The sequence below is a fragment of the Gaetbulibacter sp. NE genome, assembly GCF_025548475.1.
Classification (GTDB): domain Bacteria; phylum Bacteroidota; class Bacteroidia; order Flavobacteriales; family Flavobacteriaceae; genus Gaetbulibacter_B; species Gaetbulibacter_B jejuensis.
This window is the reverse complement of sequence record NZ_JAOQHY010000014.1, coordinates 15,795-31,499: the sequence shown is the minus strand read 5'-3', so window position 1 is coordinate 31,499 and position 15,705 is coordinate 15,795. Positions and strand designations below refer to the sequence as shown.

General features: G+C 32.2%; 15 protein-coding genes and 1 tRNA gene. 6 read left to right on the top strand and 10 right to left on the bottom strand.

Features of this window, described 5'->3' with window-relative positions; all coding sequences use genetic code 11:
* Positions 1 to 155 precede the first annotated feature (155 nt).
* Positions 156 to 1,280, bottom strand: a complete 1,125-nt coding sequence (locus OD803_RS13420; RefSeq protein WP_129761706.1) for a T9SS type A sorting domain-containing protein — start codon at positions 1,278 to 1,280, stop codon at positions 156 to 158.
* A gap of 260 nt (positions 1,281 to 1,540) precedes the next feature.
* Positions 1,541 to 1,614, bottom strand: a tRNA-Met gene (locus OD803_RS13415).
* Between the two features lie 136 nt (positions 1,615 to 1,750).
* On the opposite strand from OD803_RS13415, the gene OD803_RS13410 reads away from it, so the two are divergent.
* Together OD803_RS13410 and OD803_RS13405 are read left to right on the top strand one after the other, a co-directional pair.
* Positions 1,751 to 2,143: an START-like domain-containing protein gene (locus tag OD803_RS13410; protein ID WP_129761682.1), complete on the top strand. Its 393-nt coding sequence runs from the start codon at positions 1,751 to 1,753 to the stop codon at positions 2,141 to 2,143.
* Between the two features lie 55 nt (positions 2,144 to 2,198).
* Positions 2,199 to 3,044: an aminotransferase class IV gene (locus OD803_RS13405; RefSeq protein ID WP_262733844.1), complete on the top strand. Its 846-nt coding sequence runs from the start codon at positions 2,199 to 2,201 to the stop codon at positions 3,042 to 3,044.
* On the opposite strand, the gene OD803_RS13400 is transcribed toward OD803_RS13405, so the two are convergent.
* The 5 genes from OD803_RS13400 to OD803_RS13380 form a co-directional block, all read right to left on the bottom strand.
* Complete coding sequence (locus OD803_RS13400; protein WP_129761680.1) at positions 3,041 to 3,604, bottom strand: YqgE/AlgH family protein; 564 nt, start codon at positions 3,602 to 3,604, stop codon at positions 3,041 to 3,043. The two genes, OD803_RS13405 and OD803_RS13400, sit on opposite strands and share 4 nt — an antisense overlap.
* A 125-nt stretch (positions 3,605 to 3,729) precedes the next feature.
* Positions 3,730 to 4,002 carry an HU family DNA-binding protein gene (locus OD803_RS13395; protein WP_129761679.1) on the bottom strand — a complete coding sequence of 91 codons (273 nt, stop codon included), beginning with the start codon at positions 4,000 to 4,002 and terminating at the stop codon, positions 3,730 to 3,732.
* Positions 4,003 to 4,197: 195 nt separating this feature from the next.
* Positions 4,198 to 5,148, bottom strand: coding sequence for a methionyl-tRNA formyltransferase (fmt, locus tag OD803_RS13390; RefSeq protein ID WP_262733842.1), 951 nt, complete (start codon positions 5,146 to 5,148; stop codon positions 4,198 to 4,200).
* A 3-nt stretch (positions 5,149 to 5,151) separates the two neighbouring features.
* Positions 5,152 to 7,050, bottom strand: a complete 1,899-nt coding sequence (locus tag OD803_RS13385; RefSeq protein WP_262733840.1) for a RecQ family ATP-dependent DNA helicase — start codon at positions 7,048 to 7,050, stop codon at positions 5,152 to 5,154.
* 2 nt (positions 7,051 to 7,052) lie between these two features.
* The gene (locus tag OD803_RS13380) at positions 7,053 to 7,592 is read right to left on the bottom strand and encodes an AAA family ATPase (protein WP_129761676.1); all 540 of its coding nucleotides are present in this window, start codon (positions 7,590 to 7,592) and stop codon (positions 7,053 to 7,055) included.
* 170 nt (positions 7,593 to 7,762) lie between these two features.
* Between OD803_RS13380 and OD803_RS13375 the strand changes: the two genes are divergently transcribed.
* The 3 genes from OD803_RS13375 to murA all read left to right on the top strand — a co-directional run bounded on the left by OD803_RS13375 (position 7,763) and on the right by murA (position 10,104).
* Entirely contained in the window at positions 7,763 to 8,056 is a 294-nt protein-coding gene (locus OD803_RS13375) for a DUF493 family protein (RefSeq protein WP_262733838.1), read from the top strand.
* 86 nt (positions 8,057 to 8,142) lie between these two features.
* A complete protein-coding gene (locus OD803_RS13370) occupies positions 8,143 to 8,781 on the top strand; it encodes a DUF4290 domain-containing protein (protein ID WP_131508596.1) in 639 nt (212 codons plus the stop codon).
* Between the two features lie 6 nt (positions 8,782 to 8,787).
* A complete protein-coding gene (gene murA, locus OD803_RS13365; RefSeq protein ID WP_129761673.1) occupies positions 8,788 to 10,104 on the top strand; it encodes a UDP-N-acetylglucosamine 1-carboxyvinyltransferase in 1,317 nt (438 codons plus the stop codon).
* Between the two features lie 68 nt (positions 10,105 to 10,172).
* Here murA and OD803_RS13360 read toward each other — a convergent pair whose 3' ends face one another.
* On the bottom strand, positions 10,173 to 11,909 hold the full coding sequence (locus tag OD803_RS13360) for an FG-GAP-like repeat-containing protein (protein WP_262733836.1): 1,737 nt from the start codon (positions 11,907 to 11,909) through the stop codon (positions 10,173 to 10,175).
* Between the two features lie 223 nt (positions 11,910 to 12,132).
* Here OD803_RS13360 and OD803_RS13355 point away from each other — a divergent pair, with 223 nt between their 5' ends.
* A complete protein-coding gene (locus tag OD803_RS13355; protein WP_262733835.1) occupies positions 12,133 to 12,978 on the top strand; it encodes a DUF2911 domain-containing protein in 846 nt (281 codons plus the stop codon).
* Between the two features lie 50 nt (positions 12,979 to 13,028).
* Here the strand turns inward: OD803_RS13355 and OD803_RS13350 are convergent, their stop codons facing one another.
* Together OD803_RS13350 and OD803_RS13345 are read right to left on the bottom strand one after the other, a co-directional pair.
* Positions 13,029 to 14,015, bottom strand: a complete 987-nt coding sequence (locus OD803_RS13350; RefSeq protein WP_262733834.1) for a Gfo/Idh/MocA family protein — start codon at positions 14,013 to 14,015, stop codon at positions 13,029 to 13,031.
* Complete coding sequence (locus OD803_RS13345) at positions 13,999 to 15,699, bottom strand: sodium:solute symporter (RefSeq protein ID WP_262733832.1); 1,701 nt, start codon at positions 15,697 to 15,699, stop codon at positions 13,999 to 14,001. The genes OD803_RS13350 and OD803_RS13345 overlap by 17 nt, the downstream gene beginning before the upstream one ends.
* Positions 15,700 to 15,705: the final 6 nt, after the last annotated feature.

Sequence of the window (15,705 nt, the reverse complement as noted above, 5' to 3'; positions counted from 1 at the left end):
ATTAAAATGAGCTCAAAGAAGCTTGAATCGTAATTTTTTAGAGCGGGTAATACTGAGGGCATTTGTAGAGCTTACTTCTTAAAAACAACTATAAAAACAAAAGCCACAACGTGTATACTAGTTGTGGCTTTCGACTTTAAAAGACAAAAGAAGTCTTATTTTTTTATAAACTGAAGCGCTGTCCCATTCTCAAATGTTATAAAATACAATCCATTTACGAATCCTCGAACATCAATTTGATCTTCACTGGTAATACTACCTTTTTCAATTTCTGCACCTAATGCATTATAAATAGTATAAGAAAGCTTCGATTCTATATTCATAATTTGAATAAAATCACTTGACGGATTTGGGTAAAGAGAGAGTGTCTCATTAAAAACTTCAGAGTCATTTAAAGATAATGTAGAATCAACTTTAAAAATAACAATATCTTTAGGGAAACTACCAGGATAACTCTGTATTGTAGTTTTATTAGAACCATCTAAATTATAACGATCCAGTAAATCTCCATTTGTTGAAAGTAGATACATATGGTTGTTTTCAACATCTAACTCAATATCAACATATAAAAGCGAAGCACCTGCAGTAAAGGTCGTTAATACAGTTTTTGAGTTCCCTAATAGATCTGTTGTAAAAATTTCTCCAGCGGTAAAATCTCTACTAATGTGGTAAATTAAATTATTAGCGAGGTCTGTAGTAAAGTCACTAGGGTATTGTGTGCCACCTGTATAGCTATATATAAGAGTACTATTACTACCATCTAAATTGTATCGTGTTAAATGATCTCCATTAACATCTAAAAGATACATATGATTATTATTGACATCCAACTCTAGTTCGTCCAATAAATTAGTAGCTGATGGTGTATATGTTATAAGAGAGTTTTTGTTGTTGCCCACTAAATTTGTTGAGAATACTTCACCATTTACAGTATGATAAATTATACCGTTTGTGGTATCTAATTCCATATCTCTTGGTATTGTTGAGTAGGAGTAAATAAGTGTAGAGTTGTTACCATCTAGATCATATCGCATTAAGTTTCTGCCATTAAAGTCAAGCACATATATATGGCTGTTGGCAACATCTAATTCAACATCATGCGCTAAAGAAGAAGAGCTAGCTGTGTAAGAAACTAATGAGTTTTTTGAAGTACCATCTAAGTGAGTAGTAAATATACCTTCTCCAGAATCAACATGGTATATTAAATCGGTTTGGGCATTAACAGTGTTGGCATAGAATAAATAAAAAAATAGGGCAAGTGATAAGTAGGTTTGTTTCATTTGATAATTTAGGTTTAATGTTAACTAAAACGTGTTAAGTTTAAGCGGTATCGTTTTGAGTCGCAATGTAGTAAAAATCTTATTTTTAAGCTATACAGTATTTATAGTTTTTGATTAAATACTTTAGTATTAAAATCGTGCCCTTTTCATATAAAAAATAAAGTGCGTTAAAGTTTAAGGTAATTAATTCATAAATAATACACATAAAAAAACGGTTTAGCGCGAACTAAACCGTTTATTTACAAATAATTAAAATTCTGTAGCGAGATCGAGATTTGAACTCGAGACCTCCGGGTTATGAATCCGACGCTCTAACCAACTGAGCTACCTCGCCATTTGCTCTAATGCGGCTGCAAATATAAAAACAAAATTAATGTCAACAAACATAATACACTTAAAATATTTTTTAAAAATTAGTTTTTAAACTAAACAATTAATGTATATATTGAGCACTATAATTAAATTTACCTATGGACGAAAAGATTAAGTTTGAAATGGAATTCCCTATTCACGCTTCTCCACAGTTGTTATATCAATATATTTCAACGCCTTCAGGACTATCTGAATGGTTTGCTGATAATGTAAATTCTAGAGGAGAAATATATACCTTTATTTGGGATGGTAGTGAGGAGAAAGCAAAAATGTTAAGTAAAAAAAGTGGCGAGCGTATAAAATTTAGATGGATGAGTGACGATGAAGATGGAGCATCATATTTTTTTGAAATTAAAATTCAAGTAGATGAAATAACTAAAGACGTGTCTTTGATTGTGACAGATTTTACTGAAGAAGATGAAATTGACGAAGCCAAAATGCTTTGGGATAATCAAATTTCAGATTTAAAACAAGTTTTAGGTTCTGCTTAGACAAACACTTTTATAATTGATATATTTGTCCCGATTTTTAATCGGGATTTTTTTTATGGTTAATTTAAACGGAACTATTTTAGACCAAAACGAAGTAAATATAACACTAGAAAATAGAGGTTATAAGTATGGAGACGCACTTTTTGAAACATTAAAGGTGGTGCACTCCAAAATATTTTTTTGGGAAGATCACTATTTTAGACTTATGGCTTCTATGCGTATTCTGCGCATGGAAATTCCTATGGAGTTTACAATGGAATTTTTAGAGCAGGAAATTATCAAGACAATTTCAGTAAATGGTTTAGCAAAGTCTGCTGCTCGCGTTAGATTAAACATTGATAGAGGAGAAGGAGGTAAGTATACACCAATTACTAAAAAAATAAATTACAGTATTGTAGTTGATGAACTAGAAAACGAGTTTTACACTATAGATACAAAACCTTATACTGTCGATTTGTTTAAAGACTACTATATGTCTCCTGGTTTACTAAGTGCTATAAAAACAAACAATAAAATCATTAATGTTTTAGGAAGCATTTATGCTCAAGAAAACAGTTTTGAAAACTGCTTACTGCTTAATACCAATAAAAATGTAGTTGAAGCACTTAATGGAAACCTATTTTTAGTAAAAGGTAAAACCATTAAAACACCACCACTAGAAGATGGTTGCTTAAAAGGAATAATGCGAAAACAACTTATTGAGATAATTGCAAAACTAGAAGATTACGAGCTTTTAGAAGCATCAATTTCTCCTTTTGAGCTTCAAAAAGCAGATGAGCTGTTTACAACAAACGTAATCACAGGAATTCAACCTATAACCAATTATAGAAAGAAAAGTTTCACAGCTGATGTAGCTACTTTACTGGTTGAAAAATTAAATATTAAGGTAAGACTATCTTAGTTGTAACTAGGGTTTTCAGGTGCATTGGACCAAATAGAATAGTCACCACCTAACTCTAGCATTTTCTCTTTCCAAAAGAAATTATCGTAGCTTTTTTCAATAATACCATTTTTATACATGTTCATTGAAACTACCCAAGAGTTAGATTGTAACTCCATATCTAGTTGGTTAGGTTCCCAACCAGAGTAACCTAAAAAGAATTTAATATCAGAGGGTTTAAGCTTGTTATTATTAATAAGGTCTAGAACAACTTCAAAATCTCCTCCCCAATATATTCCTAAAGAAATCTCAATACTGTCTGGTATTAAGTCAGGAACTTTATGGATAAAGTATAAGTTGTCTTGTTCTACTGGTCCACCATTGTAAATCTTAAAATTGGCGTCAGTGTCTGTTATTAAGTCTTTTAGTTTGTATTGCAGTGGCTTGTTTAAAATAAAACCAATAGAGCCTTCATCTCCATGATCAGCAAGTAAAATTATTGATCTGTTAAACGACATGTCACCAATAATAGAAGGTTCGGCAATGAGTAAGTATCCTTTTTCGGGCTTTAAAGTAATCATAGGCAAATGATTTTGTATTAAAACTAAAACATATTTTAATAAAAACCAACATTTTGACTAGGAAACTCTATAAAACAAAAAAGCCCACTTTTAGGGAGTGGGCTTTTTTTAAAGAAATTAAAATACTAGTTGATAGCATTATTTAAATCTGAACCAGCTTTAAATTTTACTACGTTTTTAGCTTTTATTTTTATTGTTTGTCCTGTTTGAGGGTTTCTTCCTTCTCTAGCAGATCTTTTAGAAACTGACCAAGAACCAAATCCTACTAAAGAAACTCTGTTACCTTTTTGTAAAGATCCTTCGATATCAATTAATAATGAATCTAATGCTTTTTTTGCAGCAGCTTTAGTAATTCCAGCGTTTTCTGCCATTCCATTGATTAAATCTGTTTTGTTCATAAATTTAAATTTTTAATTATTAAAATAATAGTTGGGTTAAACGTTATTGTTAATCCTCGTACAAATTTATACGGAATATCCATTCACGCAAGTAATAGCAAGGGAAATGCAATTTTTTGTTAATAACTTTGAGAATTTGTTAATAAAGAAGGTGCTTTTTATCGATGTTTTTAATATATCAGTAAATATAAGGGTTTACAGCACTTTAGCGTCGTCATTAAATGAATATCCATTTATTAATGATTTTACATCCATTTTTCGCTTTCCTGGAAGCTGAATTTCTTTAATAATAATGTAACCGTCTTTGACTGAAACTTTTAAGCTGTTATTGTTTATTTTTAGTGAGCCAATGGTATTTGAATGAGCTGTATGTTCCTTTTCAACTTCAAAAATTTTAACACTAACAGTTTCTCCGTTGTTTTCTAAAAAGCTCCAAGCAGAAGGAAACGGATTAAGACCTCGTATTTTGTTATAAATAGCATCTAAAGGCATAGTCCAGTCAATCTTACAATTGTCTTTATTAAGCTTGTAGGCTGTTTTTAGGTTGTCATTTTTAGGTTGAATAGTTGTAGAAACTTCATTATTTTCAATCTGCTTAACAGTATCAATAACCAATTCACTACCAATACTCATTAGCTTGTCATGTAATTGACCTACAGTTTCGTTTGGAGAAATAGTTGTTTCTTTTTGAAGAATCATAGCTCCTGTGTCAATCTTTTCATCAATAAAAAAGGTGGTAACACCAGTTTTAGTTTCACCATTAATAATAGCCCAATGTATTGGAGCTGCACCTCTGTAATTAGGAAGTAATGATGCGTGGAGATTAAACGTTCCATATTTAGGCATGCTCCAAACCACTTCTGGTAGCATTCTAAAAGCAACTACAATTTGAAGGTTAGCATCTAGTGCTTTTAACTCATTTAGAAAAGCTTCAGATTTTAAATTTGTAGGTTGCATCACATTAAGGTTTTGTGATTGTGCATATACCTTTACTGCCGATTCGTTTAGTTTTCGTCCTCTACCAGCAGGTTTGTCTGGTGCAGTAATTACACCAACAATATTGTAATTGTGTTCAACCAAAGTTTTTAAAGTGGCAACTGCAAAATCTGGAGTTCCCATAAATACTATTCGTAACTTTTCAGTCATAGATTAATTTAATTTATATGTGTTTGTTGGAGTAATGCTTATAATGTTGTGCTCCAACAATAATTTTAAAGTGTGTAATATTTCGGAGTCATCAAACGGAAGCAATTCTATCAATGCTCTTGACGACAAGTCTTGTTTTTTTAAAGCAACAATAATACCATTTTTAACGGATTTAGTATCTGTTGAATGTTTAGATTTTTCTTTGGATTTGCATACTGAACAAATTCCGCAATTAGTTGATGTTTTCTCGCCAAAATAATTTAGCAATACAATGTTTTTACAAACAGAACTAGTATTTGTATAGTGTAAAACAGCTTCAATTTGATCGTGCTTTAGCTGATGTTGTTTTTCAATATTTGCAGCAATCCTGTTTATGGTTTTGTCATCTTCTCTAGGTTGTAGAAAAGTAAGTTCAGAATCAGTGTTTGAATATTGAAAGTCTACAATATCATCGGTTTTAAGCTGGCTTAATACTTTAAGAACGTGTTCTTCTGTAGTTGATGCTTTTTTGGCAACTATTGAAACATTAATATTAAGTAAATGTTCAAAAATTCCGCCATAAGTTCTAAGTATAGATTTTATAATTACAGCTTGCTTTTCATGAGTTTCAAGATAATTGAACAACGCAGCATTACTTACAATAAATTGTAGTTTGGTTTTATAATTGAATTGTTGCGATAAGCTAATTACACTATTTCTGTCTAATATTTGTAAAGCGTTAAAGGTTAATGAAGATTTAAAGTCATAAGCTTTACAGAAATTGACAAAACTAAACTGATACTGGGTTTGTTCACCTTCGCCATAAGAGATTTGAAAGTAATTGCATAGTTTTCTATATACCAGTTTTATAAAGTCTATTGATGGTAATGTTTTTAAAAATTGATTTCTTAAATGTTGTTCATCGGCATTTGTTTTTAATAAAATTGCATAAGCATCATCACCATTTCTTCCTGCTCGACCTGCTTCTTGATAATAACTTTCAAGACTCTCTGGTAAATTAAAGTGGATAACATTTTTTACATCAGCTTTGTCTATTCCCATTCCAAAAGCTGTTGTGGCAACCATTATTTCAACCGCATTGTTGGTCCATTGGTACAAACGGTCTTGCTTTTCTTTAGTATTTATACCACCATGAAAAAAAGTACAACTAAATCCTTTTTTTGCTAAAAACTCACTTACTTCAACGGTCGCTTTTCTATTTCTTACATAAACAATCGATGATCCTTTATTGGCTTGTAAAGCTTGCTCAAGTTTATAATACTTGTCTTCGGTTTCAATGATTTGATACGAAATGTTTGGACGACTAAATGAGGCTTTGAATACTTTTGGTGAAATAAAATCCAGTTCGGTTATAATTTCATCAACAACGTTTGCTTTTGCAGTAGCTGTAAGTGCAATAATATTAACAGAAGGATGTAATTGCCTTAAAATACTTATGTTTTTATAAGCAGGTCTAAAGTCGTTTCCCCATTGCGAAATACAATGCGCTTCATCAACAGCAATTAGGTTCACATTCATTTGCTGTATACGATCTTTTACAATTTGTTGTTGCAAACGTTCAGGAGATAAGTATAAAAACTTATAGTTGCCATAAATGCAATTGTCTAAAAGCGTATCTAGTCTGTCATAAGAAATACCACTTGTTAAAGCCATTGCTTTTATTCCTTTTTGGTTAAGTGCATTAACCTGGTCCTTCATTAAGGCAATTAATGGAGAAATAACAATGCAAATACCGTCTTTAATAAGCGCAGGAATTTGAAAACAAATAGATTTTCCTCCACCAGTAGGGAGCAATACAAAAGTATCCTCATTATCTAGTACTGCATTAATGATGTCTTCTTGCAGTGGTCTAAAACTAGTGTGGTTAAAATAATGTTCAAGTATGGTTATAGGATGTTGCATCACTATAAATTTAACAACTCTAGTATAAAGTTAGCCCTTTCTTCAATAGGACCAAAAGGAACATCAATTAAATTGTAGTTGAATCTTTTGTAAGTGTTTAGTAAATGTTTGTGTATTTCTACTGCTTGCTCAAAGTTTTCGTAGCGTTCAGCATCGCTAATAAAAATCTCTTGCCAAGGTGCTAAAACAAAAACATGATCGTAGACAAGGTTTTGAGAAGCCTCAATAAAAGGTTCAGGATACGTGTCACCAATATAGTCCATATATGCTAATATGTCAGGTATGCCTCTATCAAGAAAAATAGTATTGGAGCTGTGAGCGTTTGCGTCTTCAAACTGCTTAATTCTACCTTTTAAAAGAAGCTCGCTAAATAGTAAAGGTTCAGTTAAAAATAGTTGCTCTACACCATTTTTTCTAGCTTCAAGTGTTACTTGACGCGAAATTTCATCAAAGCAAGTATATCCTCTTTCTTTTAGTTCGTTAATTATAGAAGATTTTCCTGTACCTGGTCCTCCAGTAATAACAATTGTTTTCGTACTCAAATTGGCAAGATTTTAGCTATATAAAGCGTATAATGTGTTTTGGTCGAAAATAATTATTTTTTAACAAAACAAAGGTTTAATTGCATAATATTTTTGAAGCAGCAATTACCTGAAAAATATAACAGAATAAAGTAAAGCAAAATGTATTTTTGCATTTTTAAATAAAAACTATGGCAGAAGATAAAAGAACAGAGGAATTTTATAACAAATTAAGAGAGCAATTATACGATACAGCTAGTTGGCCTTCAGAGTATTTATATAAATTTATAGTAAAATCAGAACTAGATAAAATAGCTGAAATAGAAGCGCTTTTTGATAATATGGGAGCAGTTATAAATACTATTGAATCTAAAAACGGTAAATATACTAGTGTTTCGATTAATTTATTGATGAGAGATCCTGATGCTGTTATTGCAAAATACAAGGAAGTTACCGAAAAAGTAGAAGGCGTAATTTCATTATAATTTAGGATAGAACTAATTATTTTTTTGTATTTTGCGCTAGTGCATAAACAACTACATGCACAATAATAAAATACCTATATCTTATTTTGATAAACGATTTAGAATACAATACAGAGCGTGAGCATTTAATCATTCCGGAATATGGAAGGCACTTGCAGAAAATGATTAATTACGCTAAAGAACTTCCAACAAAAGAAGAGCGCAATAAAGTCTCAAAAGCCATTATATCTGTAATGGGAAATTTGCAACCTCATTTAAGAGACGTACCAGATTTTCAACATAAACTTTGGGATCAATTATTTATTATGGCCGATTTTGAGCTAGATGCAGATTCGCCATATCCACAACCATCAAAAGATGAGTTGCAAGCAAGACCAGAGCCTTTAACATACCCGCAAAATCATCCTAAATATCGTTTTTATGGAAACAATATAAAGACGATGATTGACGTTGCTAATACATGGGAAGAAGGAGAGCTAAAAGACGCTTTAATCTATACCATTGCAAACCACATGAAAAAATGCTTCTTAAACTGGAACAAAGATACAGTTGAAGACGATGTGATTTTTGATCATTTATTTGAACTTTCAGGTGGTAAAATAAACCTTAAGAATAGTGATGAAGACCTTTCGGACTCAACAAGTTTAATGAGAGGTAAAAAGAAGTATTCTAAAAAACAAGGACACAAAAAAAGTAATTCTAATCGTAACAGAAAACGCTACTAACATTTCATGGGTACATTTGTAATTGAAGGAGGTCACCAATTAAAAGGAAAAATACAACCTCAAGGCGCAAAAAACGAAGCACTTCAAATTTTATGCGCAGTTTTACTAACTCCAGAGCAAGTAACTATTAATAACATACCAGATATAGTTGATGTCAATAAACTTATCGCATTATTAAAAAAGCTAGGTGTAAAAATCAACAAAATAGGTTCTGGGTCTTACACGTTTAAAGCAGATGAGGTTAACTTAAAATATCTTGAATCTGCCGAGTTTAAAGAAGATGGTAGAGGTTTAAGAGGGTCAATTATGATTGTTGGTCCACTTTTAGCACGTTTTGGAAAAGGATATATTCCTAAACCTGGAGGTGATAAAATTGGTAGACGTAGACTAGATACCCATTTTGAAGGTTTTATAAACTTAGGTGCAAAATTTAGATACAATCGCGAAGACTATTTCTATGGTGTTGAAGCCGAAAAACTAAAAGGTACTTATATGCTTTTAGATGAAGCTTCAGTAACAGGAACAGCAAATATTGTTATGGCTGCAGTTTTAGCCGAAGGGACTACTACAATTTACAATGCAGCATGTGAGCCTTATTTACAACAGCTTTGTAAAATGCTCAATAGAATGGGAGCGAAGATAACTGGAGTAGGTTCTAATATGTTAACTATTGAAGGTGTTGATAGCTTAGGAGGAACTGAACATAGAATGCTTCCTGATATGATTGAAATAGGAAGCTGGATTGGACTTGCTGCAATGACAAAAAGTGAGTTGACCATTACTAATGTAAGTTGGGATGACCTTGGACAAATACCTAATGTGTTTAGAAAACTAGGTATTACTGTTGAAAAACAAGGTGATGATATTCATATACCAGCGCATACTGATGGTTACGAAATACAAAGTTACATTGATGGCTCAATACTTACTGTAGCTGATGCGCCATGGCCTGGGTTTACACCAGATTTATTAAGTATTGTTTTGGTAGTGGCTACACAAGCTAGAGGTAGTGTATTAGTACACCAAAAAATGTTTGAAAGCCGACTGTTTTTTGTGGATAAATTGATTGATATGGGAGCGAAAATTATACTATGTGATCCACATAGAGCAACTGTTATTGGTCATGATTTTAAATCTACATTAAAAGCAACGACTATGACATCGCCAGATATTAGAGCAGGAGTGTCGTTATTAATCGCAGCTTTATCAGCTAAAGGAACATCTACAATTCATAATATTGAACAAATTGATAGAGGTTATGAAAATATTGATGAACGCTTAAGAGCAATTGGTGCAAAAATTACTAGAGTAGAAGGTAACTAAACCTAAAATATAAGTATAAAAAAGGCTTCGAAATTTCGAAGCCTTTTTTTGTATGTGTCTATACAAGGTTATTCTTTTACAACCTTATAAACAAGTTTTTTACTATCAGTTTTAAGATGTACAAAGTATACACCACTATCATAACTAGATAAATTTATAGTAGCTTCATTGTTAAAAAACATGCTATTGTTTTTTATCATTTTCCCTGAAATATCAAAGATTGAATAAGAGGCATTAGTAATATCTTTTAAGCCTTCAATAGTTACATTGTTTTTTGTTGGATTAGGATAAATTTTAATATCAGTATTAGTAAATTGATTGTCTCCAAGTGTTGCACCTTCAATAATTAATATAGATTCATTAATGTTAGGGTTAAATAACTCATCAACGATACCAGAAGGCCATTTAACAACTATCTTAGTGATTGCAGTTTGTGTTCCTAAACCAAAATGTGTCATTAGTGAGTTCATAGTTCCGTAGCTTTCACCCGAACGTACTTCTCTAATTTGAACACCAGTCGCAGTATGTAATTCTATTCTTGCTCCAATACCATTAATATTACTTGGGCCTCCTTGTAAACGTATTTCACTCCAATTATTTGAGTTTCCATTGTTGTAGAATAAAATGTCTGGGTCGTTTGTTGGGCTGTTATAGCCTATAGCAAAACCAGCTACAACATCAATAAAACCATCATTGTTGAGGTCTCCAACAGCAGCACTTTGTATATTGTCACTGCCTAAACCAAAAGGTGATGGCATTTTTGAAAAAGTAAGGTCGCCATTGTTTTTAAATAGTGCATGAGAAGCATATCTACTAGTGATAAAAAGATCGATAAAAGTGTCATTGTCAAAATCTTCCATAATAACCTGAATTCCTCCACTACCTAAATCGTTTAACTCTGTAGCAATCCCAGAAGTTGCAGTTATATCTGTAAACGTACCGTTACCATTATTTACGTATATAATACTGCTAACATCATGGTTTATTAACACGCAGTCTAAATCGCCATCGTTGTCTATGTCCTCAAAATTAGCTGACCATGATTGTGCATAAGGCACTAAACCAGCTGCGACACCAACTTCGGTAAAGTTACCGCTGCCATCATTTTGAAATAATAGGTTGACACGTCTACCATCGTTTGGGTTACTTACTCCAAGTCTACACTTTGAGATGTAAAGGTCTTGGTCGCCATCATTATCATAGTCAACCCAAATAGAACCATAATTACCTGAATTATCAGAAGGAATCGTAGAAACAGCATTTATTAAACCAGCATTATCTTGTGTCATATTGCCATTGCCATCATTATTGTACGCAGATGAAACACCTTCATCATGACAAGCAAAAATATCAATTGTACCATTGTTGTCAATATCAATAAAATTAAGGTTTTGAATGAAAATATTTGAACCACTTAATGAATTTGAAGTGTAATTTGTTCCAGTTGAATTTGCAATTAATAGCTTTTTGCCATTGTAAGCTCCTCCTGTAAAAATATCGTTATAGCCATTTTCATCGACATCGGCAATACAAAGTCCCCATTCATTACCACTACCAGCTAAATTACCGTAGTTTAATCTGGTAAATACTCCATTAGTGTTTTGGTATTCTATTTGAAGATATCTAGCATCATCCAGTCTAATGATGTCATCTAAACCGTCTCCATTCATATCGCAAACTCCTATGGCTACTCCACTTGTTAAATTAGGGTTTACCAAATTTGAAGTTGCATTAGTAAATGTTACCTGTGCGAAATAAATAGAAGGAAAAAGTAGTATACTACTTAAAAGTAATTTTTTTATCATGATGAGATTTTTTTGTGATTAAATATAGTGTTTTTATTATATAATTGTCTAGTTGTTAGTTAATTTGTTCTTTAAAAGTTTGTAGAATGTTTAGTCTTTTTTTGTGGTCAAGATGGTTGCTTTGTACTTTAATTTAAGGTTTTATTAACATCTAGAGGGCTTTCTAATTTGTAATTTTAATTTTTAAAAGCGATACATTAATTCTAATCAAAATCTAATCAAAATGAAAAAACTATTACTACTCACTTTGGCAATTGCGTTTACATTTAGCGTAAATGCTCAAATTGAAACACCACAATCTAGTCCTGCTAGTAAGCTTGAACAAAAGGTTGGTTTAACTGATGTTACTCTAGAGTATTCTCGTCCAGGAGTAAAAGGAAGAGCTATTTTTGGAGATTTAGTACCTTATGATAAACTTTGGAGAGCAGGAGCTAATAAAAATACAATGGTGACATTTAGTGATGATGTTACTATTGATGGACAAACACTTAAGGCTGGTTCTTATGCTATTTTTGTTAAGCCTATGAAAGGTTCTTGGGAAGTATTTTTCTACACTGATACAAATAACTGGGGAAATCCTCAAAATTGGGATGATGCTAAAGTAGCAGCTAAAACTACTGTTAAAACTTACGAAGTACCATTTAATGTTGAAACGTATACAATTGATGTTAATCAAATATCAAATAGTGGTGCTGCATTAGAGTTTATTTGGGAAAAAACTTATGCTGCTGTACCGTTTACAGTGCCAACAGATACAAAAGTAACCTCTTCTATTGACAGAGTAATGAATGGACCGAGTGCTAATGATTATTATGCAGCTGCTGTTTATTATTTAGAAGAAGGTAAAGATATTAATAAAGCTAAAGAGTGGATAGACAAATCAATGTCTTTGACAGAAACTCCTAGATTTTGGCAATTAAGAAAAAAGTCGTTAATTTATGCTGCTGCAGGCGATAAAAAAGGAGCTATTGAAGCAGCAAAAAAATCTTTAGCTGCAGCCAAAGAAGCAGGAAATGATGATTATGTGAAAATGAATACAGATTCATTAAAAGAATGGGGAGCAATGTAATTGTAAACCAATAATAATACTAAAAAAGCGCAACAATTGTTGCGCTTTTTTTATTCATAATGTAAACCTATTTTTTGTCTTACAGTATCTAACATTGTAATTAGAGTTTTACTAAATTCAAACGACATAACATCACTTTCTGTTTTTCCATCTCTAAGTAATTGGTTAAAGTGTATGGTTTCAAAATTATAACCGTTGGTAGTATATCCAAAATCGAAATGTTCTTCTTTGCCTTCATTAGGAATTAAACTCACAGTCGAAGGCTCTTGAAAACGACTGTTTATTTTTACAATTCCGTTTTCGCAATAAAATATAGCTTCAGTAGGTGTTTTTTCTAAAAGGGTACTTTTTAAATGCGCTTTTATAGAATTGTTATAATCAAAAGTGATTGTACAAGATGAATCTACGCCATTTTCAAAAAAAGTAGCATTGGTTTCTAAGGTATTTGGTTGGCCTAAAGTAGATAATGCTGCAAAAATAGGGTAGATACCAATGTCTAAAAGACTTCCTCCTCCTAACGACTTTTTAAACACACGAGAGTTCATGTCAACTGTTGGTTTAAAACCAAAATCAGCTTCTAATTTTGTGATGTTTCCAAAGGTTTTGTCTTCAAGGTGTTGAAGCGCAAATTTGTAATGTGGTAAAAAATACGTCCATAAGGCTTCCATGAGCAGTACTTTGTTTTCTTTTGCTATTGTAATCATGTCTTCAACCTCATTTTTATCCATAGCAAAAGGTTTTTCGCATAACACCGCTTTTTTATTTTTTAGACATAATATGGTGTTTTCTTTATGGAGCGCATGAGGAGTCGCAATATAAACTGCGTCAATATTTGGGTCTTTAGCTAAATCTTCATAACTGTTGTACGCTTTTTCGGCATTATAAGTTTTAGCAAATTCGTTAGCTTTTTCTTGGCTTCGGGAAGCCACAGCATATAATTGACAATTGTCAATAGTTAAAATATCTTGGGCAAATTTATTGGCTATTTTTCCAAGACCAATAATTCCCCAGCGTATGGTTTTAGTTTGTTGTGACATGTGTTTTTTGATTCAATTGAATACCTAATGCTAATACAATAACAATAAGGCAACCTACAAAATTTAACCATAGATACGGTAGGTTGATTAGACTAAAGTGGTTTAAGAAAAACAGAGCAATAACAATAACTTGAGTTAATAATGCAGCAATAAAAACCGCATTTCCTTTAACGTGTTTAAAGAAAAAAGCAAGTAAGAAAATACCAAGCACATTTCCGTAGAAAATAGAACCAATGATGTTTACCAACTGAATGAGGTTTTCGGCTAAATTAGCAACACAGGCTACACCAATTGCCATTAATCCCCAAGCTAGAGTAAACCATTTTGAGGCTTTTACCATTTCAGCTTCAGATTTTTCACTTACATTTCGTTTATATAAATCGATAGTTGTTGTAGATGCCAATGCGTTGAGTTCACTAGAAGTGCTAGACATTGCAGCACTTAAAATAACAGCAAGCAACAACCCAATAAGACCACGAGGAAGGTTCTTCAAGATAAAAGAAATAAACATGTAGTCTTTATCATTACTTTCAATCTTTAGGTTTTTAGCTTCAGCAGCTTTATCAATTAAAACTCTTGCTTCAGCTCTTAGTTTGTCATTTTCGGTATTGAAGTTTGCAATTGTAGATTTTGAAATGGACTTTCCTGTAGTGTTAAACGAATTAATAGCTTCCTTTTTAACATGAAAAAGTTCTTGTTGCTGTGTTTGAAGTTGCTTGTAGTCTTCAGCGTATTCTGAATTTAAAACGGTTTCAGTCGCTAAAGGATTAAAATTTAAAGGAGCTTCATTAAACTGATAAAACACAAACACCATAACACCAACCAATAGAATAAAGAACTGCATAGGGACTTTTAACAAGCCGTTAAAAATGAGTCCTAATTGCATTTCTTTAACCGATTTTCCTGAAAGATAACGCTGTACTTGACTTTGATCTGTTCCAAAATAGGAGAGCATCAAAAACGTACCACCAATAATTCCACTCCAAAATGTATAACGGTTATTAAGATCGAATGAAAAATCTAAAACATCCATTTTACCACTAGCTCCTGCAATTTCTATGGCATTGCTAAAGGTGATGTCTTCTGGTAGCTTATTGATGATTAAAATAAAAGCGACAATCATTCCTGAGAAAATAACAAGCATTTGGTGTTTTTGAGTTACGTTTACTGCTTTTGTACCACCTGTAACTGTGTAGATGATTACCAACACACCAATAATGATATTGAGTAAAAGCAGATTCCAACCTAATACAACTGATAAGATTATAGCAGGTGCAAAAATGGTTATTCCTGCAGCTAAACCTCTTTGTATTAAAAAGAGTATTGCTGTTAGAGTTCTTGTTTTTAAATCAAATCTATTTTCTAAAAACTCGTAAGCTGTATATACTTTGAGTCGATGGTATAATGGAATAAACACCATGCATATAATAACCATAGCAATAGGAAGTCCAAAATAAAATTGAACAAAGCCCATGCCATCATTAAACGCTTGACCAGGAGTTGATAAAAACGTAATAGCACTCGCTTGTGTTGCCATTACTGAGAGTCCAATAGTCCACCAATGTGCAGTATTGCCTCCTTTTATGTAATCTTCAACATTTTTACTACCACGAGTTTGCCAAGTACCATATAAAACAATAGTAAAAAGGGTTAATGAAAGTACAATCCAGTCTATTGTTTGCATAATTAG

Bases quoted from the DNA above. Each gene is read 5' to 3' on its own strand.
- OD803_RS13420 (WP_129761706.1), bottom strand. From the start codon at position 1,280: ATGAAACAAACCTACTTATCACTTGCCCTATTTTTTTATTTATTCTAT.
- OD803_RS13410 (WP_129761682.1), top strand. From the start codon at position 1,751: ATGGACGAAAAGATTAAGTTTGAAATGGAATTCCCTATTCACGCTTCT.
- OD803_RS13405 (WP_262733844.1), top strand. From the start codon at position 2,199: ATGGTTAATTTAAACGGAACTATTTTAGACCAAAACGAAGTAAATATA.
- OD803_RS13400 (WP_129761680.1), bottom strand. From the start codon at position 3,604: ATGATTACTTTAAAGCCCGAAAAAGGATACTTACTCATTGCCGAACCT.
- OD803_RS13395 (WP_129761679.1), bottom strand. From the start codon at position 4,002: ATGAACAAAACAGATTTAATCAATGGAATGGCAGAAAACGCTGGAATT.
- fmt (WP_262733842.1), bottom strand. From the start codon at position 5,148: ATGACTGAAAAGTTACGAATAGTATTTATGGGAACTCCAGATTTTGCA.
- OD803_RS13385 (WP_262733840.1), bottom strand. From the start codon at position 7,050: ATGCAACATCCTATAACCATACTTGAACATTATTTTAACCACACTAGT.
- OD803_RS13375 (WP_262733838.1), top strand. From the start codon at position 7,763: ATGGCAGAAGATAAAAGAACAGAGGAATTTTATAACAAATTAAGAGAG.
- murA (WP_129761673.1), top strand. From the start codon at position 8,788: ATGGGTACATTTGTAATTGAAGGAGGTCACCAATTAAAAGGAAAAATA.
- OD803_RS13360 (WP_262733836.1), bottom strand. From the start codon at position 11,909: ATGATAAAAAAATTACTTTTAAGTAGTATACTACTTTTTCCTTCTATT.
- OD803_RS13355 (WP_262733835.1), top strand. From the start codon at position 12,133: ATGAAAAAACTATTACTACTCACTTTGGCAATTGCGTTTACATTTAGC.
- OD803_RS13350 (WP_262733834.1), bottom strand. From the start codon at position 14,015: ATGTCACAACAAACTAAAACCATACGCTGGGGAATTATTGGTCTTGGA.
- OD803_RS13345 (WP_262733832.1), bottom strand. From the start codon at position 15,699: ATGCAAACAATAGACTGGATTGTACTTTCATTAACCCTTTTTACTATT.